At 32.0% G+C, this 24,568-nt stretch carries 18 protein-coding genes and 1 tRNA gene; 12 read left to right on the top strand and 7 right to left on the bottom strand.

Translation table 11 applies throughout. From position 1 onward, the window contains the following. Positions 1 to 41: 41 nt before the first annotated feature. From AC3IF2_RS01635 to AC3IF2_RS01620, 4 genes are all read left to right on the top strand, one after another. The gene (locus AC3IF2_RS01635; protein ID WP_489165267.1) at positions 42 to 626 is read left to right on the top strand and encodes an LOG family protein; all 585 of its coding nucleotides are present in this window, start codon (positions 42 to 44) and stop codon (positions 624 to 626) included. A 144-nt stretch (positions 627 to 770) separates the two neighbouring features. Further along, positions 771 to 1,595, top strand: a complete 825-nt coding sequence (gene folP, locus AC3IF2_RS01630) for a dihydropteroate synthase (RefSeq protein WP_489166900.1) — start codon at positions 771 to 773, stop codon at positions 1,593 to 1,595. 52 nt (positions 1,596 to 1,647) lie between these two features. Next, on the top strand, positions 1,648 to 2,250 hold the full coding sequence (locus tag AC3IF2_RS01625) for an ExbD/TolR family protein (protein WP_489165266.1): 603 nt from the start codon (positions 1,648 to 1,650) through the stop codon (positions 2,248 to 2,250). 83 nt (positions 2,251 to 2,333) lie between these two features. After that, positions 2,334 to 3,116 carry a diadenylate cyclase gene (locus AC3IF2_RS01620; RefSeq protein ID WP_489165265.1) on the top strand — a complete coding sequence of 261 codons (783 nt, stop codon included), beginning with the start codon at positions 2,334 to 2,336 and terminating at the stop codon, positions 3,114 to 3,116. Between the two features lie 2 nt (positions 3,117 to 3,118). Here AC3IF2_RS01620 and AC3IF2_RS01615 read toward each other — a convergent pair whose 3' ends face one another. After that, positions 3,119 to 4,885, bottom strand: coding sequence for an ABC transporter ATP-binding protein (locus AC3IF2_RS01615; RefSeq protein WP_489165264.1), 1,767 nt, complete (start codon positions 4,883 to 4,885; stop codon positions 3,119 to 3,121). After that, positions 4,878 to 5,645, bottom strand: coding sequence for a tRNA pseudouridine(38-40) synthase TruA (truA, locus tag AC3IF2_RS01610; protein ID WP_489165263.1), 768 nt, complete (start codon positions 5,643 to 5,645; stop codon positions 4,878 to 4,880). Before truA ends, AC3IF2_RS01615 begins: the two co-directional genes overlap by 8 nt. Positions 5,646 to 5,715: 70 nt before the next feature. On the opposite strand from truA, the gene AC3IF2_RS01605 reads away from it, so the two are divergent. After that, positions 5,716 to 6,213, top strand: a complete 498-nt coding sequence (locus tag AC3IF2_RS01605) for a metallophosphoesterase family protein (protein WP_489165262.1) — start codon at positions 5,716 to 5,718, stop codon at positions 6,211 to 6,213. On the opposite strand, the gene AC3IF2_RS01600 is transcribed toward AC3IF2_RS01605, so the two are convergent. The 4 genes from AC3IF2_RS01600 to AC3IF2_RS01585 all read right to left on the bottom strand — a co-directional run bounded on the left by AC3IF2_RS01600 (position 6,210) and on the right by AC3IF2_RS01585 (position 10,310). Continuing rightward, positions 6,210 to 8,015 carry a tetratricopeptide repeat-containing sensor histidine kinase gene (locus AC3IF2_RS01600; protein WP_489165261.1) on the bottom strand — a complete coding sequence of 602 codons (1,806 nt, stop codon included), beginning with the start codon at positions 8,013 to 8,015 and terminating at the stop codon, positions 6,210 to 6,212. The genes AC3IF2_RS01605 and AC3IF2_RS01600 overlap by 4 nt on opposite strands. 15 nt (positions 8,016 to 8,030) lie before the next feature. Then, entirely contained in the window at positions 8,031 to 8,702 is a 672-nt protein-coding gene (locus tag AC3IF2_RS01595) for a response regulator (RefSeq protein ID WP_489165260.1), read from the bottom strand. 115 nt (positions 8,703 to 8,817) lie between these two features. Further along, positions 8,818 to 9,192, bottom strand: coding sequence for a hypothetical protein (locus AC3IF2_RS01590; protein ID WP_489165259.1), 375 nt, complete (start codon positions 9,190 to 9,192; stop codon positions 8,818 to 8,820). 686 nt (positions 9,193 to 9,878) lie between these two features. Beyond that, a complete protein-coding gene (locus tag AC3IF2_RS01585) occupies positions 9,879 to 10,310 on the bottom strand; it encodes a DUF4293 domain-containing protein (protein WP_489165258.1) in 432 nt (143 codons plus the stop codon). Between the two features lie 199 nt (positions 10,311 to 10,509). Here AC3IF2_RS01585 and rho point away from each other — a divergent pair, with 199 nt between their 5' ends. The 6 genes from rho to AC3IF2_RS01555 all read left to right on the top strand — a co-directional run bounded on the left by rho (position 10,510) and on the right by AC3IF2_RS01555 (position 16,201). Continuing rightward, positions 10,510 to 12,066, top strand: coding sequence for a transcription termination factor Rho (gene rho, locus AC3IF2_RS01580; protein WP_489165257.1), 1,557 nt, complete (start codon positions 10,510 to 10,512; stop codon positions 12,064 to 12,066). Between the two features lie 118 nt (positions 12,067 to 12,184). Then, positions 12,185 to 12,257: transfer RNA gene (locus AC3IF2_RS01575), tRNA-Met, on the top strand. Positions 12,258 to 12,344: 87 nt separating this feature from the next. Further along, on the top strand, positions 12,345 to 13,826 hold the full coding sequence (locus AC3IF2_RS01570) for a Na+/H+ antiporter NhaC family protein (RefSeq protein ID WP_489165256.1): 1,482 nt from the start codon (positions 12,345 to 12,347) through the stop codon (positions 13,824 to 13,826). A gap of 17 nt (positions 13,827 to 13,843) precedes the next feature. Then, entirely contained in the window at positions 13,844 to 14,725 is an 882-nt protein-coding gene (gene era / locus AC3IF2_RS01565; RefSeq protein WP_489165255.1) for a GTPase Era, read from the top strand. Between the two features lie 12 nt (positions 14,726 to 14,737). Then, complete coding sequence (locus AC3IF2_RS01560; protein WP_489165254.1) at positions 14,738 to 15,181, top strand: DUF1569 domain-containing protein; 444 nt, start codon at positions 14,738 to 14,740, stop codon at positions 15,179 to 15,181. A 12-nt stretch (positions 15,182 to 15,193) separates the two neighbouring features. Beyond that, positions 15,194 to 16,201 (top strand): NADP-dependent oxidoreductase, encoded by a 1,008-nt coding sequence (locus tag AC3IF2_RS01555; protein WP_489165253.1) that lies wholly within the window; start codon positions 15,194 to 15,196, stop codon positions 16,199 to 16,201. Positions 16,202 to 16,437: 236 nt separating this feature from the next. Here the strand turns inward: AC3IF2_RS01555 and AC3IF2_RS01550 are convergent, their stop codons facing one another. After that, positions 16,438 to 17,793, bottom strand: a complete 1,356-nt coding sequence (locus tag AC3IF2_RS01550) for a UDP-N-acetylmuramate--L-alanine ligase (RefSeq protein WP_489165252.1) — start codon at positions 17,791 to 17,793, stop codon at positions 16,438 to 16,440. A gap of 310 nt (positions 17,794 to 18,103) precedes the next feature. Here AC3IF2_RS01550 and AC3IF2_RS01545 point away from each other — a divergent pair, with 310 nt between their 5' ends. Further along, on the top strand, positions 18,104 to 24,256 hold the full coding sequence (locus AC3IF2_RS01545) for an alpha-2-macroglobulin family protein (RefSeq protein ID WP_489165251.1): 6,153 nt from the start codon (positions 18,104 to 18,106) through the stop codon (positions 24,254 to 24,256). Positions 24,257 to 24,568 lie beyond the last annotated feature (312 nt).

Below are 24,568 nucleotides of genomic sequence, written 5' to 3'. Positions count from 1 at the left end.
GTAAATATGTATTTTTACAAGACTAACCAATTCATTTTTAAGTGAAAAAAATTGCAATTTTCTGTGGCTCAAGCGTAGGATTTTCAAACATCTATAAAGAAGAAACCATAAAGGTAGGGCTATACTTTGTAAACAACTCAATAGATTTAGTTTACGGAGGTGGAAAAATTGGTTTGATGGGTATTCTTTCTAATACCATCATTGAAAATGGAGGCAAAGTATATGGAGTAATACCAGATCTGTTACGTCATGAAGAAGTTATTAATGATAGTGTTACAGAAATGATCATCACTAAAACTATGAGTGAACGTAAAGTTAGTATTAGCAAAATGGCTGATGGATATATTGCTTTAGCCGGAGGTTTTGGAACATTAGATGAAATTTTTGAAGCACTTACCCTAGGGCAGCTTGGTATAGAAAATAAGCCTGTTGGTTTATTAAATACAAATCGATTTTTTGATCATCTTATAAAGCAATTAGATATTATGGTTGATGAAGGCTTTTTAAAACAAACCAACAGAAATATGCTTTTGGTTAGTGACTCTATTGAAGATCTTATTCTTCAAATGAATAATTATACGGCTCCTAAAATTTCGAAGGTTGTAAACAAAATTACTAGTAAATAAAAAAGGCTACTTTTCAGTAGCCTTTAACAATTATATGTCGCTAAACATTTATAATACTCTCATGAAGAATAGAGAGAATAGACAAATATATAAAAATTTAAGATTACAATTGTTAATTTTTTTCAAAAAATTTAGTGAATGTCTCTGACTATCAACTGTAAAGGAAAACTCATTGATTTATCATCACCTAAAGTAATGGGCATTTTGAATATTACACCAGATTCTTTTTATGACGGTGGAAAATATAATGGCGATGAAAGTATCCTCGTTCAAACGGAAAAAATGTTACATGAAGGTGCTACTTTTATAGATGTTGGTGCTTATTCTTCAAGGCCAAATGCAACTCATATTAATGAGGATGAAGAGTTAAAAAGGATAATCCCAATCATTGAGTTATTAGTAAGAGAATTTCCAGAGATTTTAATTTCTATTGACACGTTTAGAAGTATGGTTGCAAAAAAGTGTATTGAAATTGGCGCTTGTATGGTCAACGATATATCTGCAGGGTCAATGGATATAAATATGTTTAAAACAATTTCAGAACTGCAAGTGCCTTATATAATCATGCATATGCAAGGCACACCACAGAACATGCAGCTAGAACCTGTTTATAAAGATATTGTACATGAGTTGTATTACTATTTTTCTAAAAAAATGAGTGAATTAAGAGATTTAAAAGTGAATGACATTATAATTGATGTTGGTTTTGGTTTTGGTAAAACTATAGAACATAATTACAAATTACTTAATAATTTAGATCTATTTAAATCTTTAGAGCTGCCTATCTTAACAGGTGTTTCTCGAAAATCAATGCTTTATAAGGTCTTAGAAACTACTCCTGAAAATGCTATAAATGCAACAACTTCTGCCAACACAATTGCACTTTTAAATGGCACCAACATCTTAAGAGTTCATGATGTGAAAGAGGCTATCGAAACGGTCAAAATAGTAGAAGCTACTATTAAATAGGTCACTCGGCATTGTTTTTGAGGATTATTAAACTCATCTTAACTTTTATATTATGAGTAATCATCCATCTCCAGAAATCAATGCGGGTTCTATGGCAGATATCGCATTTTTATTATTGATATTTTTTCTAGTAACAACAACTATGAACAATGACATAGGAATCTTAAAAAGACTTCCTGACAATAAAAGAATAGAATCATTACCAACAAATGAACGAAATGTCTTAGAAATTTCACTCAATACCAATAATGAAATTTTGGTTGAAAATTCTCAAAAAATAGAACTTAAAGAATTAAAGAAAATTGTACTCGATTTTATAGATAACGGGGCAAGAAATGACGCAAAAGGGAATATTTGTGATTGGTGTAATGGTGATAAAAATATAGAATCTTCCGATCATCCTACAAAAGCGATTATTGAATTAGAATCTAGTAGAAATACGTCTTACGGAACGTATGTTTCAGTACAAAACGAAATAAATACTGCATATAATGAACTTAGGAATAAGCTAGCATTCTCACTATATGGAAAAACATTTACTGAACTTGAAAATTCCTATAAAAAAGATAAGACGAATCAGATTCTAAAATCTCAAATTGATAACATAAAAGAGAAATATCCTCAATTAATTTCTGAAAAAGAACCTGAAAAATAATCTTAATAAATTGGTCGATAAGTAAAAAAATTAGTGCTTGTAAATAACTATAAATTATTAGTACATTTACAAAAACCAAACGCTTGGACGCACTTGATTTTTTAAACTTTCGTATTTTAGATATCGTCGATATCATTTTAGTTGCATTACTCCTCTACTACGTTTATAAGCTAATTAGGGGTACTGTTGCAATTAATATTTTTTTAGGAATCGCTATCATTTATTTGATCTGGAAACTTACCGAAGTTCTAAAAATGGAACTTCTAAGTGATATTTTAGGTAAATTCTTAGGTGTTGGTTTTATTGCCATGATTATCGTTTTTCAACAGGAAATTCGTAAGTTCTTATTGATGGTAGGCTCTACTAATTTTGCTTCCCGAAGAGGATTTATGAAACAATTGAATTTTTTGAAATCAGATGATTTTGTAATTACTGATGTAGAAAAAATTGTTCGCTCATGCGAAGACATGGCGAATAGTTATACCGGTGCTTTAATTATTATAGAACGTAATAGTAATCTAGAATTTGTAAAGCAATCTGGCGATAAAATGAATGCTGAACTTAACAAACCATTATTAAAAAGTATCTTTTATAAAAATAGCCCTTTACATGATGGAGCTATTATAATTGAAGATAATATTATTACCGCAACACGTGTTGTTTTACCAATTGATAATACACTAGATGTACCTGCCCGTTTTGGTTTACGCCATAGAGCGGCTTTAAGTATCACTATGAGAACTGATGCTTTGGCTTTGGTGGTTTCTGAAGAAACTGGTCAAATTTCTTATATTAAAAATGGAGAATTTGTTCTGTTCGAAAATCCAGAAAAATTGATTGAAATCATCAAAAAAGATTTAGAATAAGATTAACTTGCTAAAGCGGTAGCAAATTGAATTTCATACAATTTACTGTAGTATCCTTTTTGTTTTAAGAGCTCTTTGTGTGTTCCTTGTTCTACAATCTCTCCCTTTTCCATAACTATAATCTTATCGGCTTTCTTAATAGTAGCCAAACGGTGCGCTATTACAATAGAAGTTCTTCCTTTTGTAATTTTATTCGTTGCCTTTTGAATCAATTTTTCAGATTGTGAATCAATTGAAGAAGTTGCTTCATCTAACACCAAAATACTCGGATTACTAACATATGCTCTCAAAAAAGCAATTAGTTGCCTTTGACCCGATGAGAGCATAACACCACGCTCTTTTACATTATAGTGATAATTATTTGGTAAGCTCATTATAAAATCATGCACACCAATAATCTTGGCCGCTTCTTGAACTTTTTCTAACGAAATATCTTTATTGTTAAGAGTGATATTATTATAAATAGTATCAGAAAATAAAAATACATCCTGCAATACTACAGCAATTTCATCTCTCAATGAATTCAAGCTATATTCTTTTACAGGAATGCTATCTATACAAATCTGACCATTATCAATATCATAAAATCTATTTAACAGATTAATAATAGTAGATTTACCCGCGCCAGTCGCGCCTACAACCGCTACCGTTTCTCCTTTATTAACATTAAATGAAATTCCTTTTAAAACAGGTTCATCTTTTATATAACTGAAATGAACATTCTTAAAATCGATAACCCCATCAATTGCTTTAGTTTCTACTTTGCCTGAATCTACTTCCTGTACTTTTTCATCTAAAATAGTAAACACTCTATCTGCTGCTACCATACCCATCTGTAAAGTATTAAATTTATCAGCAATCTGGCGTAGTGGTCTAAATAATGATTGGCTCATCATAATAAAAGCTATAATTTCTCCTGCAGATACAGAAACGTCAACAGCAATTCTTAACCCTCCAAACCAAACAATTAAACCTATAACTATAGATGGAATTATCTCTGCAATAGGAAAAAATATAGAATTATACCAAATAGTTCTTATCCATGCCTTTTTATGTTTATCATTAATATCTTTAAAAGATTCGTATTCAATTTTCTCTCGTGTAAATAGCTGTACTATTTTCATTCCCGTAACACGTTCTTGTACAAAACTATTCAGATTAGAAACCTGATTTCTAACATCTGTAAAAGCAGATTTCATCGCCTTCTGAAAAATCTTTGTCGCATAAACTAAAATAGGCAAAGCCACAAAAGCAATTAAAGCCAATCGCCAATTCATCCAAATCATTACTCCAGAAATAACAATCATTTTTAGTAAGTCGCTAATGATCATGAAAAGACCCTGTGCAAAAATACTAGCAATAGTTTCAATATCTGATACCACTCTAGTTACTAGCTTACCTACCGGTGAGGTATTAAAATATTGCATCTTAAAATGCAACATATAATCAAACAACTGTGTTCTTATATCTTTAATAATATTCTGACCCAACCAGTTGGCGAAATAGATAAACAGGAATTGGAATAGAACCATCGAGGTAAGAACCAACACCATTAGCATAGCATAATTAAATAACCCTTTAGGGTCTTTATTTGCTAAAAATGTATTAACAATTTCTTTTATAAGAATAGGGTTTATGGCGGCTAATAAGGCGCCCACTATTACTGAAAAGGCTGCAATAAAAAAGTGTAAACGATAATTCTTAGCATATTGCATTAATCGTTTAAATAATAGATAATCAAAAACCTTTCCCGTTACTTTTTTAGACATTTATCCTTTTCCTATTTATTAATAATTCTTTAGGATATTCTATTTTGGTTAAGAACAATCCTTGAGCTGGTACTGAAAAACCTGCTTTTGTTCTATCTTTACTTTCAATAATATTTATAAAATCTTCTAAAGCTTTCTTACCTAACCCCACATCTATTAGAGTTCCTACAATTGCACGAACCATATTTCTTAAAAATCTATCTGCGGTTATATAGAAGGTAAGATTATTCCCCTCCTGTTTCCAAATTGCATTCGTAATCTTACAATTATAGGTATTAACATCTGTTTTAGATTTCGAAAAACATTTAAAGTTAGTATAATCTAATAAAATATTGGCCGCTTCGTTCATCTTTTCTATAGACAACTCTTGATTATATAATTGCCAAGTAGTTTCAACAAAAAAAGGATTTCTTCCTAAATAAATTCTGTATTCATAACTTCTACTAGTTGCATCAAAGCGCGTATGTGCTTCATCACCAACTATAAAAACTTCTTGAATCACTATATCATCAGGTAAAAATGCATTGAGTCTATTTTTAACTTCAAGGATATTAATTTCGTTTACAACATCAAAATGAGCGAATAATTGAGACGCATGAACTCCTGCATCTGTTCTGCCTGCACCAACAATAGATAGTTCTTGTCTTAAAATATTAGATAATGCTTTTTGTATAGTTTCTTGTACCGAACTAGCATTTGGTTGTATTTGCCAACCATGATAATTTTTACCATTATAAGAAAGTTCAATAAAATACCTCAAGAAGTTTTACTTTTGACCAAAGCAAAGATATAAAATCGACTTACTAGAAATCTTAAATCTATACTAAATATTGAAGAGAATCTTACTCTTATCGGATACTCATAGTTTTATTGATAATAAAATTCTAAAATTTGTAAAACAAGCAGATGAAGTTTGGCATGCCGGTGATATTGGCGATTCTAGAGTAACAGATGCTATAAAAGAATTAAAACCATTGCGTGCAGTATATGGAAATATAGATAATAAAACCATTAGAGCAGAATTTCCTTTAGACCAAAAGTTTCAAATTGAGGGGGTTTCTGTTTTCATGACTCACATTGGTGGTTATCCTGGAAGGTATTATGCTAGAGTTAAAGAAGAATTATCAAACAATACCCCAGATCTTTATATCTGTGGGCATTCTCATATTCTTAAAGTAATGAGAGATAAAAAAATGGATTTACTACATATGAACCCTGGTGCTGTCGGTAAACATGGACTTCATCAAATCCGTACTATGCTACGATTTGTAATTGATGAAAAAGAAATAAAAGATTTAGAAGTAATAGAATTAGCAAAAAGAGGTTAAGCTGATATTGTATTTTCTTTATGCTGAATGGGAACTAATATAAAGATGTTTGTACCGTTGTTTTTTGAGGACACTATATTAAAAACACCTTTCATTACCTTAATACGTGCTTCTATATGACTAAGGCCTAGGCCGTCTTTCCCTCTAACTGATCTAGGGTTAAACCCAACACCATCATCACTAATTCTAACACTAAGCATATCATTTTCTCTATGAGCTAACATAATAGTCGCATTAGCAGCTTTACTATGCTTCAAAATATTGTTGACTAGCTCTTCAATGATATTATGAATCTTAATTTCAAAATCTTGGTGATAACGTTTAATACCATCATCATCGCTATGCAATGTAATTTCGGAGTTTGAATATTTCTGACACATATCATGAACTGCAAAAGCTAAACCAAATTTAAGAAGTACAGAAGAAATAAGCTCATGCGATAAATCACGTATTTTTACTGACGCCTCATTTACTATACTTTGAGCTTTTGTAACCTCATGCGGCGCTTGCTTTTTTAGTTGTGCTTTAGTAGCTTGTAGATGCAAATTCGCAGAAGACAACAATGCGCTAACACTATCATGCAACGTTTCTGCAATGGCCTTACGTTCTTTTTCCTTAGCATCTATGGTAGCATTAATAATCTTAGTCTGAGATTCATTTTCAATTTGATCGAGCTTCGTTTGCTGTTTTAACCTATAATTTCTATAAAAAATATAAGCCAATGCCAACAAAGCAATAAAAGCTAAAGCGGTACCATAAAACATTGCCTGTGCTTGTAAGCGTTTTGACTTTTCTTCTTCCGCTTTTTGAGCTTCCTTAGCAACATTATATTTAGCTTCAATTTCTGATATATTCTGAGTTACTTTGGCTTCAGCTATACTATCAGTTAAATTTTTTGCTTTTTCTAAATAATGGTATGCTTTTTCATAATCTTTTAACATTTCATTTGTAAATGCAAGATTATAAAGTGCAAATTCTTTTACTTTCGTAGCCCTTTCGGAATCAATATCTTTTACTTTATTATATGCATTTAAATAGCTTTCTTTTGCATTATGGTAATTCTCCTTATCATAATAAATATTACTCAGATTCAAAGTAGCTATAGCTATTTCTATAGTATCATTCAAAGATTCTTTTATAGACAAAGCTTTTTCACTATAAAATTGCGCCAAATTCAAACTATCTTGTTCTGATGATATTACAGACAGACTGTTATAACTTTTAGAGATTATATCTCTATTTTCCTTATTTTGAGGAAATAATATTATTTTTTTAAGAATATTATTAGCGTTCTCCAAATTATCTCTTTCATATTCAGCCTGACTAATAGACCAATATGAATTAATAATGTTTATTGTATCGTTTAAATACTTAGCACTTTCTAAAGACTTTTCAAAATAAGTTAATGCCTTATTCGGATTGCTTGCTTTTTGGAAAATAACACCTATAAGTTTGGAGTATTTTATTCTAAAGCTTGAATATTCAGGTGTTTTATCGAAGTCATCAATACCGTTTAATAACAAGTTAATGGCAAGCTCTTGTTTTTTTAAACCTATATATGCCTTGGCTTTTCTAAAATCAGTTTCATATTTATTTTCTTTCTGAGAAATATAACCTTTGTAAGATTCTAACTCTTCCAGTTTAACTAATGCTAGGTTGAAATTACTATCATGTAATAATTTATCTATTCTTATGAGTTTATTATCAATATGGTTCTTTAACTCTTCACTATTCTGAGAAAAGCAATCCAGATAGAAAAATGTTATTATTATAATTAAAAATGTACTAAAAGAAAACTTCATTTTAAATAAATGAAACTAAACTATTTGGTTTTTCATAGCAAAGATAGCCAAACCAACACTATTCTTTACATTTACTTTACGTATCAAATTTTTACGGTGTGTTTCAACGGTACTTTCACTGATATTCAAAGATTCACTCATTTCCTTTGTAGTGTATTGCTGAGCGATTAGTTTAAGAATTTGAAATTCGCGCCTTGTTAATGAGTTGATTAAAACACCTTCAGGATTATCATTATCACCCATCGGTTTACCAATTAAAGTTTTCATCATCTTCTCTTTAATATCGTCACTAAAATACTGTTCATTATTAAATACTTTACGTATAGCTTTAACAATATGCTCTCCTGCTGATTTCTTGGGCACAAATCCTTTGGCTCCCATACCTAATACTTCTTTAACTAATTTTATATCATCATAGCTTGATAAAATAACTACATGAGGCACGTCATCAAAAGAAGCAAATTGTTTTAGTACTTCTATACCATCCAATTCAGGCATATTAATATCTAACACCAAAACATCAGCACTATGTTCATGAAACCAATCCAAAACTTGATTACCGTTCAATGAGTATCCCACAACATTTATGTCAGGCTCTAATTCCAAAACAGCCATTACACCATCAATTAAAATCTGATGGTCATCAGCAATGTGAACAGTAATTTTACTATCTAATAAATTCTCCATTTTATATTAAATATGTATAACATACAAACAGAAATTAGTATTATATATTGTATAATATTAATAAAAAAATCCGAAAGCTAAGCTTTCGGATTTTTAAAAGAAAATTAAGTATTTTTTAAAATATTCTATAAGGTTTCTTTTTGGCAACTAATGCTAAATAATTATTCTGAGATGCAATATCGTAACTAGACTCAAAATAGTTATTAAATGCTACTGCATTTACCTTAGACATGTTTAAAGTATGTGTTGTACTTTCATTTGAATTGCCATTCTCAATTAAAAATATTTTAAATTCACCATCTATAACAGATGAAGAAACTGTAGTGTTAGCATCTACGGTAAAAGTAATTGTATTTTGTTCTGTATCTATTACTGCATACGATTGCAATAAAGTACCATCTATATCTTTAAGTATAATTTTATGATTGTCTACGTTGGTAAATGCAGCGAACACAAAAACCATACTCAATAAGAGTAATGCTTTTCTCATGATAAAGGGAGTTTTTAGAGTTATTAAATTATTTAGAGTTATAATTAAGTCTTTTTTGATTCAAACTTAAAATATGAATCAAAAATATCTTTGTGCTCAACAGAAAACAATAGGGAAAATGGGTATTTTTTAAATTCATGGAAAACCATGAGTTTCTACCCAGAAACCACTAGTTTTTTTCCTTTTGATACTGTAAATTAAATGAAAAATTGTTAATAACCGCAAGAAATTGTTAATAAAATTTACATCTCCTCTATTTAAATTGCTGATAATTAGATAAATATCTTTTTGTTAAAAAAATAGCATTTGAAGTTGTAGAAGTTAAATAATTTTCTAATTTAGCCTAAGAGATAGGAAACTCCTATTAATAGTAAGGCGAGAAGCTTTTGTAGATGCTAATTTATTAGCTTTTCACTTCTCACCTTTCTCCCCTTCCTTTCTCCCCTTATTACAGGAGTGTATAATAAATGTTTAGCGACAATTACTACTCCAAATGTATTGCAAGAAAGTATACCAGTCAATAGAGACTATAGGTATTTTTCAAAATCATGGTTTTCCATGATTTTCTGCAAAATTTTAAAGACCTTGCTTTGCAGGGTCTTTATTTTTTATACCAAAACTATTCAATTAAAAAGGCTGCTTTTTAAAAAGCAGCCTTACACACAATATAACTAAGATGTTAGAAATTATCGCAATCTATCTACAGATTTTACGAGATTTTCATCCTTTTGTATTGCTCTATTAGCAAAAACTAATAGAAAAACACTTACTATAGGTAGAAAAACCCCAATACCCTTCTCAGAGATTTCTATCTCTCCAGGTAATATTAGCAAATAGTATAACAATATTCCTAATAAAAAAAGATTGATCAAAATATTAATTCTATTCAACGCAAATTGTAATTTTCTATTATTAAACATTATAATAGCTATTAAAGACATTATAGCCGAAACAATAAACAATACGGGTATAATTTTTAATAACACATCACTGTTAGAAAACAAATCTAGCGCAAATATTTCTTGCTCTATTTGCTTCCATAAAGAAAATACAAATATTAATCCACCAGAAATTATGGCAGCAATTAACAAATATAATGTTTGTATACGCTGAATCATTTTTATGAATTTCGAGCACAAAAATAAAGGAATCTTTTTAAGAAATAAACTTTGTTTTATAAAATTAATTTGTATACTTGCACCATCTTTGTAGAAATAACTTCTTTACAAGATATCAAAATAAGCTCAAACCAATTTAATTTATCAATTAAAATTTAACAAGGATAACTCCTTTATTACTAACCTCATTTACATTCGAATGTTTGAAATTGAAGCCCTAAAAGAAAAAAAGCTTCCTGAATTACAGGAAATTGCAGAAAAAATAGGTGTACCAAAGTTTCGTCAATTAAAAAAGTTAGATCTAGTTTATCAGATTTTAGATGTACAAGCCACAAGCCCAACGCAAAGAACTGATGAACCGAAAAAACAAAAACCTCAGCGCAAGCGTATAACACGAAAACCTGAGGAAAACACTCCTAAAAAAATTGAACAACCTAAAGCTATTGAGAGCAAAGAAAAAGAGCCTGAAGCAGTAGTTCAAAAAGAAACACCAAAAGCTCCTGAAGCTAAAAAAGAGAATAACCGACACCCTCAAAATAATCGTAGTAACAGCCCTAATCCTAAAAAAGATAATCGAAATCAGCATCAAAAAGGTAACAATGGTAAGCGTCATGGTAAGTATCGTGATCCTGATTTTGAATTTGATGGTATTATAGAAAGTGAAGGGGTATTAGAGATAATGCCTGATGGGTATGGTTTCTTACGATCGTCAGATTATAACTATTTAAGTTCGCCTGATGACATTTATGTGTCTCAATCGCAGATAAAGTTATTTGGTTTAAAGACCGGTGATACTGTTCGTGGTAATGTTCGACCTCCAAAAGAAGGTGAAAAATATTTCCCGTTAATAAGAGTTTCGTTAATAAATGGATTAAATCCTAGTATAGTTAGAGATCGTGTTGCTTTTGAACACTTAACACCTTTATTTCCTAAAGAAAAATTCAACTTAGCAGAAAAAGGAAGTTCAATTTCTACGCGAATAATAGATTTATTCTCTCCAATAGGAAAAGGGCAAAGAGGTATGATCGTATCTCAGCCAAAGACTGGTAAAACAATGTTATTAAAAGACATTGCAAATGCTATTGCAGCAAATCATCCAGAAGTTTATCAGATTGTTTTATTGATAGATGAACGTCCAGAAGAGGTAACGGATATGCAACGTAATGTAAAAGGAGAAGTTGTTGCTTCAACTTTTGATGAACCGGCTGAAAAGCATGTAAGGGTTGCTAATATTGTTTTAGAAAAAGCAAAACGATTAGTAGAGTGTGGGCATGATGTAGTTGTTTTATTAGATTCAATTACTAGATTGGCTAGAGCTTATAACACCGTAGCTCCTGCTTCAGGTAAAATCTTATCTGGTGGTATAGATGCTAACGCATTACACAAGCCAAAACGTTTCTTCGGAGCAGCTAGAAAAATTGAAAATGGGGGCTCGTTGTCAATTATTGCTACTGCATTAACCGATACTGGTTCTAAAATGGATGAAGTAATCTTCGAAGAATTTAAAGGAACTGGTAATATGGAATTACAATTAGACAGAAACATTTCTAACAGAAGGATTTATCCTGCTGTTGACCTTGTTAAGTCGAGCACTCGTAGAGATGACCTATTATTAGATGAAAAAACAGTTCAACGTATGTGGGTTATGCGTAAATATTTAGCAGACATGAACCCAGTTGAAGCCATGGAATTTATTAGTGAAAAGATTAAGTACACTCAAAATAATGATGAGTTTATTGTCTCAATGAATGGCTAAACTTTAAAATTTACTAATTCAAATAGCTGAAAGTCAAATGCCCTTGGTGTTTGGCTTTCTTTTTTAACCAAAAACTTGTATTAGATTGCTAAATATGTGTATATTTGCACCTCAAAATCGCGGGATAGAGCAGTAGGTAGCTCGTCGGGCTCATAACCCGAAGGTCACTGGTTCGAGTCCAGTTCCCGCTACAAAGAAAGCCTCTTGATTTTTCAAGAGGCTTTTTATTTCTACACCACACTTTCTTTTTTAATATCTTTAGCTTTTCAAATATATTTATGGATAATTACGGTTTCCTATCTATTCTCCCTCCTATTGTTGCAATTATTTTAGCACTTAGAACAAAACAAGTATACATTTCTTTATTATTTGGAATTTGGTTTGCATGGATTATCATTAATGACTGGAATTTCTTTACTGGAACACTATCAGCTATAGAAGCAATGGTAAATGTTTTTAAATCAGCAGGAAATACAAGAACTATTATTTTTAGTGCTTTAGTTGGAGCATTACTATTATTGATTCAATACTCAAGAGGTGTGGAAGGGTTCATCCTTAAACTAAATAAAGTCATTCAATACTTTGAAAAAAAGGAAGCTGGTTATAGTAGAGTTGTTATTCAGTTATTAGCATTACTAACTGGCGTTTTACTTTTTGTAGAAACTACAATTAGTTCATTAACGGTTGGTACATTGTTTCGTCCTGTATTTGACAAACTTAAAATTCCAAGAGAAAAATTAGCATATATTGCCGACTCAAGTTCAGCACCTACTTCAATACTAATACCTTTTAATGCTTGGGGTGCATTTATAATGGGATTATTATTGACTCAAGGATTAGAAAATCCGTTTGGATTATTGTTGTCTTCGATTAAGTATAATTTCTATCCTATTCTAGCAATCCTTATCTTGTTTTTAACCATCGTTTTTAAAAAGGATATTGGTCTTATGGCTAAAGCTGAGAAACGAACAAAAGAAACGGGTAAGTTAATGAACGATGGGTCTAAACCTATGTTATCAGATACAGTAACCTCTTTAGAGCCAAAAGAAGGCATTCCTGCTAAAGCTAGAAATATGATTATCCCTTTAGCAACAATGGTCTTTTTAATGCCTGTTTATTTAGCTTACACAGGGTGGAATGAAGTAGTAAGTTATTCTTCATTTTCTGATCATTTATTTCAATCCATTAGCCAAGGTTCAGGGTCTTCAGCAGTTTTATATGCTGTTATTACAGCTATCATTGTTTCATTTGTATTGTATAAAATTCAAGGAATTATCAGAACCAAAGAAATGGTTGATATTACTTTAAAAGGTATTAGTGAGTTGATGCCATTAGCATTATTAATGCTTTTCGCATTTGCAATAGGTGATGCTTGTAAAGCTTTAGGAACTGGAGAGTTCGTTGCTAATTGGTCTAAAGATTGGCTATCACCAAGCTTTTTACCGGCAGTTATATTTGTTATAAGTTCATTTATTGCCTTCTCCACCGGAACCTCATGGGGAACTTTTGCTATTATGTTAGCAATTTCTATTCCTATGGCTGAAATTCACAATGCACCTTTAACATTAGTGATTGCAGCTACGCTGGGTGGAGGAATTTTCGGTGATCATTGTTCACCCATTTCAGATACGTCTATTATTTCATCAATGGCATCTGCAAGTGATCATATAGATCATGTAAAAACGCAATTACCTTATGCTCTTATAGGTGGAAGCATTGCATTGATTTTATATCTAATTCTAGGATTAACCCTAATTTAAAACCGTACTTTTGTAGTATGAAACACAAGGCTGGTTATGTAAATATTATTGGTAATCCTAATGTGGGAAAATCTACACTTATGAATGCTTTTGTGGGTGAACGGTTATCAATTATTACGTCTAAAGCGCAAACAACTCGCCATAGAATTTTAGGTATTGTTAATGGTGATGATTTTCAAATTCTATTTTCAGATACACCTGGAATTATAAAACCTGCATATGAATTACAATCTTCGATGATGGATTTTGTAAAGTCAGCTTTCGAAGATGCAGATGTTCTAGTTTATATGGTTGAGATTGGCGAAAAAGCATTAAAGGATGAAGCTTTTTTTAATAAAATAACAAATACCAAAATACCTGTTTTATTATTGTTGAATAAAATAGACAAAACCACTCAAGAAAAATTAGTAGAACAGGTTGAATACTGGCAAGAAAAAGTGCCCAATGCTGAAGTATATCCTATTTCGGCGTTAGAAAATTTTAATATTCAAAACATCTTTAACAGGATCGTTGAGTTACTACCAGAATCACCTGCTTTTTACCCTAAAGATCAATTAACGGATAAACCTGAACGGTTTTTTGTTAATGAAGCTATTCGTGAGAAAATATTAATGCACTATAAAAAAGAGATACCTTATTCAGTGGAAATAGAAACCGAGGAATTTTTTGAAGAAGACAAGATTATTAAGATTCGTTCAGTTATTATGGTTGAACGTGATTCTCAAAAAGGTATTATAATTGGTCATAAGGGCTCTGCTTTAAAGCGAGTTGGAGCTGAAGCTAGAAAAGATTTAGAGAAATTTTTTGACAAAAAAATCTACTTAGAACTTTATGTAAAAGTTAACAAAGACTGGCGATCAAATAAAAATCAACTTCGTAGATTTGGATATCAAGAATAGAATCTTTTTACTATGAAATCACTTTTTAATGATAACGCTTTCGTAGAAATTAATCAGCGAATAGAAAAACTCTCGCCAGAAACTAAACCCTTATGGGGTAAAATGGATGTCGGGCAAATGCTTTGGCATACACAAGGCCCGTTAAACATTATACTTGGAAAGAATGACTATGGTTTAAAACCAAATTGGTTTTTGAGGATTTTGTTTAAAAAATCATTTCACAATGATAAACCTTGGAAGAAAAATTTACCTACTGTTCCTATCCTAAGAGCTAAAGAATCAAAAGATTTTGACAAAGAAAAGGTTCAACTGAAGGAATTGTTGGGTGAATTTGGCTCACAGCGAGAAAAAAACGATTGGGGGCCGCATCCAGCATTTGGACATTTTACCAAAGAACAATGGGGGAAAATGCAGTATAAACATTTAGATCATCACTTAAGACAATTTGGAGTATAAAACCTTAGAATCATGAAACTAAACAAACAAATTTTATTAAAAATAAGACCCAAAGGGCTTCCTGAAAAAGATACTTGGCAATTAGTTGAAACCAGTATTCCAAAACCTGGTGAGGGAGAGTTTCTTATTCAATGTGAATATATTTCTTTAGATCCTGCCATGCGCGGTTGGTTAGACGATAGGCGCTCTTATATTCCACCAGTACAAATTGATGAAGTAATGCGAGCTGGCGGTGTTGGAAAAGTGATTGAATCAAATAATTCAGATTTTAAAGTCGGTGATTTTGTATACGGACAAACTGGAGTACAACAGTATGTGGTTTCAAATGGAAAAGGCTATCATAAGGTTGATCCTAACCTAGCTCCTTTACCTATTTATACAGGCACATTAGGTATGACTGGTATGACAGCTTATTTCGGCATCTTAGAAGTTGGCGAATTAAAAGAAGGTGATCATGTTTTTGTGTCGGGTGCTGCTGGGGCAGTTGGTAGTATTGTAGGTCAAATAGCTAAGATCAAAAATTGTAATGTAGTAGGTATTGCAGGCGGGGCGGAAAAATGCAAGTACCTTGTTGAAGAACTTGGGTTTGATGCCGCTATTGATTATAAAAATGATAATATAGCTACTAAACTTAAAGAATACTTCCCTAAAGGGATTGATGTCTATTTTGATAATGTAGGTGGCGATATTTTAGAGCTAGCCTTAAGCAAATTAGCAATGCACGCCAGAGTTGTAATTTGTGGAGCTATATCTCAATACAACAATACAACTCCTGTAAAAGGACCATCAAATTATTTGTCTTTATTAGTTAGTAGAGCTTCTATGAAAGGAATGGTTGTTTTTGATTATGCCAAAGATTACCAAAAAGCAGCCATGCAAATGGGGCAATGGATGATGCAAGGCAAGTTAAAATCTAAAGAAGATGTGTATGAAGGTATCGAAAATTTTTACGACACCTTTTTACGTTTATTTACAGGAGAAAAACTAGGAAAACTTGTTTTAAAAGTTAGTGAAGATTAAGAGAGTAAACATTACTACGAACCCTAAACAATCAGGATGTGGCTGTCTGCTAAAAATAGTGAGATTGCCACGCTCAACTTCGTTTCACTCGCAATGACCATTTAGAATAAATTCTTCACCTCCTTAGAATGACATTCTTTTTTGTCATTCCTGCGAAAGCAGGAATCCACTACTTTAATGAGATACTTAATTAGTCCTTCGATTGCGCTCAGGATTACATCTTCAGCATGACAAATCTAATTAATCAGATTTACCACCTCATCAAAATTCAATCCACCATAATTACCAGAACTCATAAGTAGCAAAGCCGTATTTTTTAAATTTTGAGAAAATAAAAAATCTTTAAATGCTTCAGAATCTGTATAAATTATAAGGTCATCTCGTTCAAAAGCATTAGCAATTTGTTCCGCAGTTACTTTTTCTAGTTTTTTTATCTCAACTGCATGAGGTGAGTAGAATACCACAGCTTTATCAGCTGTGTCCAATGCACCTTTGTATTCTTTTAAAAACTCGGCATTTAAACTACTATAGGTATGTAATTCTAAACAAGCCAATACGGTTCGATCCTTATACTGTTCTTTAACTGCTTTAGCAGTTGCTTCAACCTTACTTGGCGAATGTGCAAAGTCTTTAAAAGCTACGGTTGCTCTATTTTCAGCAATCTTCTCTAAACGTTTGCTCGCTCCTTTAAAAGTGGCAATGGCTTCATAAAAATCATCCTCATCAATACCCATGTGTTGACAAATCCATTTAGCTCCTGCCAGATTCTGTAAATTATGTTTGCCAAAAATTTCCAATGGCAATTTACCATCAGAAGTGTCTAAAAAAGTTGTTCCATTTTCAATAGTGAATTCCGGTGTTTGATATGGATATCGCTTAATATGATTTGCACTTTCCTCTACCACTCTCTTCACCTCAGCATCTTCTTCATTATAAACCATTGCTCCACCATTGGTAATAGAATCTATAAATATTTTAAACTGCTCTACATAATTTTCATAAGTGGGAAACACATTGATATGATCCCAAGCAATACCACTTAACAAAGCAATATTAGGCTTGTATAAATGAAACTTAGGGCGTCTATCAATCGGTGAGCTTAAGTACTCATCACCTTCTAAAACAATGAATTCATTATCTTCAGTAAGGTGTACCATGGTGTCAAAACCCTCTAACTGTGCCCCTACCATATAATCAACATTCTTTTCATGATAATGTAATACATGTAAAATCATAGAAGTAATAGAAGTTTTACCATGAGAACCACCAATAACGACACGGGTTTTATCCTTTGATTGTTCATATAAAAATTCAGGATACGAATAAATCTTCAGTCCTAATTCTTTCGCTTTTAACAACTCAGGGTTGTCCGCTTTAGCGTGCATTCCTAAAATAATAGCATCTAAATCTTTGGTTATTTTTTCAGGAAACCATCCGAATTCTTCAGGTAATAAGCCTTTAGCATCTAAACGTGATTTTGAAGGGTCATGAATTGTATCATCACTACCCGTAATTTGGTATCCTTTTTGGTGTAAAGCTAATGCTAGGTTGTGCATGGCAGCACCTCCAATGGCAATAAAATGTATATTCATTGACTATAATTAGACGTGTAAAAATACAAAATCAGAACACAATAAAATCGGTATCTTTAAATGGAATTAAACAATCAAAAATTGTGTCAGTTTGAGTGAAATTCTTTTCAAGAATTTTGTATCGAAAACAAACAATTTAGAATGAAAACCTTTTTCTCGATACTTTCTGATATAATCAGAAAACTCGAAATGACGGTTTAAACAAACTCAACCAAATGCATCTTTTACTTATAAATACAGACCATTCCCTCATTTTTGATTGTTTTTGGTGTTTATTTAAAAGTAATTTGAGTAGAATAAAAAATATGTTATGCAAAAATCAATCTCAACTATTTTAATGATCATCCTCTTTTCAACTATTTCTTTTGGACAATCTAACAAGTATGACGCTTGTGAAGATCAATGGAAAAAAGTTGAGCAATTTGAATTAAAAGGATTGCCAAAATCTGCTTTAGCGGAAGTTGAAAAGATCTATAAAAAAGCAAAGAAAAAAAAGAATCATCCGCAGATCATTAAGAGTTTACTCTATAAATCAAAATTTGCATTAACACTAGAAGAGGATGCTCAATTAAAAGTAATCAATCAGTTAAAACAAGAAATAACTGAAAATTCTTATCCTACAAAGAATATTTTAGAGAGTATTTTAGCTGATCTGTACTGGCAATATTTTCAGCAAAACAGATGGAAATTCTACAATCGAACCAATACAGCTGAGAAAGTTGACCCAAATGATTTTAGGACATGGGACCTACAGGCTCTATTAGAAGAAACCCATACATATTATCAAAAATCATTAGAGAATGCTTTGTTGTTGCAACAAACGAACCTTAATCAGTACAGCGAAATATTAACGCTACAAAAAGATTCACAAAAGTACAGACCAACACTCTATGATTTTTTAGCACATAGAGCTATTAACTTATATAAAACCAATGAAAGAAATTTACAAAGACCAGCCTATAAGTTCGAAATTGACAATCCAAAATTATTAGGTGATAATACAGCATTTATTAAAGAACAATTAAGTGCTAAGGATAGTCTTTCACAACAATTACATGCCTTAAAACTTTATAAAAATCTAACCTTATTACATTCTAAAGATAATGACCCAGCTGCCTTGGTTGATCTTACCTTGGGCAGGCTAGATTTTGTAAAAACGAATGCAATTTTTAACGATAAAGAAGATGTATATCTAACTACCCTAAGAGTTCTTTTTGAAAAACATAAAAACCATGAAGTATCTACAGAAATAGCCTATAGAATTGGGCTAGCCTTACATCAACAAGCAAATACATATGTTCCAACTGAAAACGAAACACATCGTTGGAATAACAAAGAAGCATTAGAAATTTGTGATACAGCTATTACTAAATTTCCGAAATCATCTGGAGCTAAAAAGTGTGCATCTTTAAAACAGCAAATTCTTAATAAAGCATTACAAATTACCAATGAAAAATTTGTTTCCATTGGTAAACCTTCACGCTTGCTGGTGAGTTATAAAAACACAGATCAACTGTATTTTAAAACACTAGAAATTGATCAAAAGCAACTAAGAAAACTGAACGAGATTTATAATGATTCCGCTAAAGTTGCTTTTATCAACAAACTAAAAGAAGTCAAAAACTGGGAAGCAAAACTTCGCAATGAAGGAGATTATCAAAATCATAAAACAGAAGTAGTTGTTCCAGAATTAGATCAAGGCCAATACCTAATTTTAGCATCAACGTCACAAGATCTTAACAAAGATCAAACTTTCTCTTACAGCTTCTTACAAGCTACAGATTTGGCTTTGATTGAAAATAAAATTTCTGGAAAATATATTTACCAAGTAGTAAATAGAACTACCGGAAAACCAATTCAAGGCGCCACAGTTCATATAAAAAATTACAATACAGGTAGGTATAATAAGTTTTACGAAAACACTTTAGTAACTGATAAAAAAGGACAAGTATCTTTTACCGTAGGTCAGCGCTATAGCAATATAGTAGCCACTATAACTCACAATAAAGACAAGGCTATTTTTGGTGATTATTATCTAAATAAAGGGTACAAGCCTAAATACGATAATTCAACACAAGCACAAGTTTTTCTATTTACTGATCGTAGTATTTATCGCCCAGGGCAAACAGTACACTTTAAAGGAATTGCTCTAGCAAAGAAAGCTAATAAATCGAATGTGATTGAAGGCAAAAATGTAAAGGTCACCTTGAAAGATGTAAACTATCAAGATATAAAAACACTTGATTTTAAAACAAATGAATTTGGATCGTTTAGCGGTGAGTTTGTACTGCCAAATTCTGGTTTAACTGGTAATTTTCACATTGAAGCACAAGGTAACAGTGGCTTATTTAATAGAAATATGAATGGAAGTACGTATTTCTCTGTAGAGGAATACAAGCGCCCAAAGTTTGAAACCGAATTTAAACCAGTAACAGAGACTTATAAACTAAACGATAGTGTTACTGTAAACGGATTCGCAAAGGCTTTCGCCGGAAGTAATATTACTGATGCTAAAGTAGTGTATCGTGTATATCGCACTGCACAATACCCAAAATGGTATTGGTATTATAGACCTCAAATTTCATCAGAAAGTCAGGAAATCACACATGGTGAAAGCGTCACAGACGCATCAGGTAATTTCAGTATAACGTTTAAAGCGATTCCCAATTTAAAAGTAAGTCCGTCAACGCAACCAACTTTTAATTATAAAGTGATAGCAGATGTAACTGATATTAATGGAGAAACACGAAGTGCAGAAACGATTGTAAATGTTGGGTATCATGCTTTAACTGCTTCTATTTCCATAATGGAAAAATTAGATAAATCAAAAAAGGAACATACGATTACAGTTAACACAAATAACTTGAATGGAGAATTTGTTCCTACAAAAGGTGTTCTTAAAATATATAAACTGACCGTTCCTAAAAATGTACTAAGATCTCGTCCTTGGCAAGCTCCAGATTATCAGGATATTTCTAAAGATGAATTCAACAAACTATTTCCGAATGATGCTTATGATGTTGAAGATAATCCACAATTTTGGGAAAAAGGCGAATTGGTTTTTGAAACCGAAGTAGATACTGAAAAATCAAAAGAAGTTACTTTAAAAAATATCTCAAAATGGATTTCAGGCAAATACGTTGCTGAGTTTGTTTGCAAAGATAAATTCGATCAAGAAGTTCGAGATGAACAACGCTTTGATGCATTTAGTAAATACGACAAAAAAGTAGCCGACAATCAATTATTCTTTATCAAAACAGACAAAGCTGAATACAAACCAAATGAGTTTGTAAAAATCCGCTTGGGTTCTGCTTCAAAAGATGTTACTGTTACCTTAACTGTAGAAAAAAATTATAGTATTGTTGATACCAAGATCATTCAGTTATCAGATGATATTAAATCGATTACAATACCTGTCAAAGAAAAGGACTTTGGCGGCTTTGCCATCAATTACCACTTTGTAAATCACAATTCATTTGTTGGTGGTACATTAACTATTAGTGTACCATATCCAAAGCATGAATTACAGATAGAAACTTCTACGTTTAGAGACAAATTACAACCTGGGCAAGATGAAACATGGAGTTTTAAAATCAAAGGCTCCAAAGGTGATCAAGTTGCTGCCGAAATTTTGGCATCGATGTATGATGCTTCTTTAGATCAATTTAGAGCTCATCAATGGGGTATCAATCCAATTAACTATAGATATTATTATTCGTATAATAGAAGCAACGCTAATCATAGTTTTGGTATTGCTAATTTTAGAATTCAGAATCTCAATAATTTACATTCAAGCTTTACTAGACAGAGGTATGATAGATTGAATTGGTTTGGTTTTAGTTTTCGAGAAAACAGAGCATATTTTAAAACTGATGGGGCACTAGAGGAAGTTGTAATAACTGGAGTTGCTGGCGAGCAAAAAAGAGATAGGCTTGAGCTAAAAAGTGTGTCTAAACCAGAAGCAATTCAAGTCGAAGCAATGGCTGATGAAGCAGTTGAAGCAGAAGCTGCTGGAATTGAATCATTAGCAAATTCTAAAGAAGCTTCTCAAATTGAAGCTAATAAAGCAAATTTAAAAGGTATTGTAGCACGTAAAAACCTACAAGAAACTGCTTTTTTCTACCCACATTTAACAACCGATACAAAGGGCAATTTGAGTTTTAATTTTACGATTCCTGAAAGTTTGACAAAGTGGAAGTTACAGTTATTAGCACACACCAAAGACCTACAAACAGCAACACAACAATTATCAGCTGTTACGCAGAAAGACTTGATGGTATTACCAAACCCGCCACGGTTTTTTAGGGAAGGAGATCGTATAGTTTTTGTTTCAAAAATTGCGAATCTATCTGATAAGAATTTAAGTGGAGTAAGCGAATTACAGTTGTATGATGCTTTGACGAATAAACCTATTGACAGTAAACTGGACAATACTAAAAATCAAAAATCTTTTACTGTTGACGCTAAAGGAAATGCAAATGTTAGCTGGAATTTACAAATACCTGATGATGTTCAAGCGGTAAAATATAAGATTGTTGCCAAAGCAGGTGACTTTACAGATGGTGAAGAAAATGCTTTACCTGTATTATCCAACAGAATGTTGGTGACCGAAACATTACCTATGTGGTTGCATTCAGGACAAACAAAAACATTCACCTTAGATAAGTTGAAGAATAATACCTCAACTACGTTGAAGAATCATAATTTAACGTTGGAAGTTACTTCTAATCCTGCATGGTATGCGGTACAGGCACTGCCCTATTTAATGGAATATCCATATGAGTGTGCTGAGCAAACATTCTCTAGATATTATGCGAATGCTTTGGGTAGCTATATTGCAAATTCAAACCCTAGAATTCAGGAAGTATTTAATCAATGGAAGACGAGTGATGCTTTGCTTTCTAACCTGGAAAAGAACCAAGAATTGAAGTCATTAATTATTCAAGAAACACCTTGGGTTCGTGATGCGCAATCTGAAACGGAGCAGAAAAAACGTATTGCCTTATTATTCGATTTGAACAAAATGAATAATGAATTATCTTCAGCTTTACGAAAGTTGAAACAAATGCAAATGAGCAATGGTGGTTTTCCGTGGTTTAAAGGGGCTCGTTATCCAAACAGATATATCACTCAACATATTGCTTCTGGTTTTGGTCATTTAAATAAGCTCGGTATCACTTCGAGCGCAGAAGAGAAGTCTATGCTTCAAAAAGCAGTGAAATTTTTAGACGATGAAATTTTAGAAGACTACCACAAGCTAGAAAAACAGGCAAAACGCATCCGCGAAAGCGCAAAAAACAAAACTGAAGGTGCTAAAAAAGAAGCCGAATTTTGGAAACAAAATCATACAGGCAATTATCAGATTCAATATTTGTACATGCGTAGTTTTTATAAAGACATTACCATGAACGATAACGTTCAAATGGCAGTCGATTACTATACAAATCAGGCTTATACATTCTGGTTAGATAGAAACCTATATACCAAAGGTATGATTGCTTTGATTTCCAAAAGAAATGACGATGCTGTTGCTGAGAAGATTCTAGCTTCTTTAAAAGAAAGTTCAATAACCAGCGAAGAGCTAGGTATGTATTGGAAGGAAAATACAGCTAGCTGGTATTGGTATCAAGCGCCAATTGAAACGCAAGCTTTATTGATTGAAGCATTTAGTGAAATTTCTGGTGACGCCAAGGTAGTGGATGAATTGAAAGTTTGGTTATTAAAAAATAAGCAAACCAATAGATGGAAAACTACCAAAGCCACAACTGAAGCGGTATATGCTTTACTATTACAAGGATCAGATTGGTTAGAAGTTAATGACTTTGTTGATGTGAAAATCGGCAACCAAAAAATTGATCCGCTAGCTTTAGAGGATACAAAAGTAGAAGCTGGCACAGGTTACTTTAAAACGTCATGGAAAGGCAATGAAATACAACCAGAAATGGCTGAAGTTAAACTATCTAAAAAGTCAGATGGTATTGCTTGGGGTGCTTTGTACTGGCAGTATTTTGAAGATTTAGATAGAATTACCTCAGCAGAAACACCTTTGAAATTAAAGAAGAAACTCTTCTTAAAAAAGAACACAGACAAAGGTGAAGAACTATCTGAAATTAATGCTAATACCAATCTAAATTTAGGTGATTTGGTTCGCGTTCGTATAGAATTACGTGCAGACCGAGCGATGGAATTTGTTCATATGAAAGATATGCGTGCGTCAGGATTTGAACCCATAAATGTCTTATCGCAATACAAATGGCAAGATGGCTTAGGCTATTACGAAAGTACTAAAGATGCGGCGACTAATTTCTTCTTTGACTATTTACCAAAAGGAGTCTATGTTTTTGAGTATGATCTACGTGTAAATAACAAAGGTGATTTCTCTAATGGTATTACCACTATACAAAGTATGTATGCACCTGAGTTTAGTAGTCATAGTGAAGGGGTAAGAGTTAAAGTTGATTAAAAAGACATGCAAAAAAAGATCAATTTTTTACTCAAGCTAGGAGTAGTAATTATTGCTCTGTTTTCAATTTTGCCGAGCATTTTTCCAAACGTTTGGATTATTGATATTCTGTCCAATTTTAAGGTACAATTGGTCTTAGTGCTTATTTTGATTTTTCTATTAAACCTTTTTATAGGAAAAAGTAAAACTCTAGGAATAATTTCAATAATTCTAATAGTTTGGAAGGTATCTTTTTTTTATAACCTATATATCCCAAGCAAATTTGGAGAAATAACTAAACTAAATGGAATATCAATTACCTGTGTTAACCTT

It is taken from the genome of Maritimimonas rapanae (assembly GCF_057837205.1).
The sequence above is the reverse complement of the archived record's forward strand: the minus strand, read 5'-3'. Positions and strand labels throughout refer to the sequence as shown.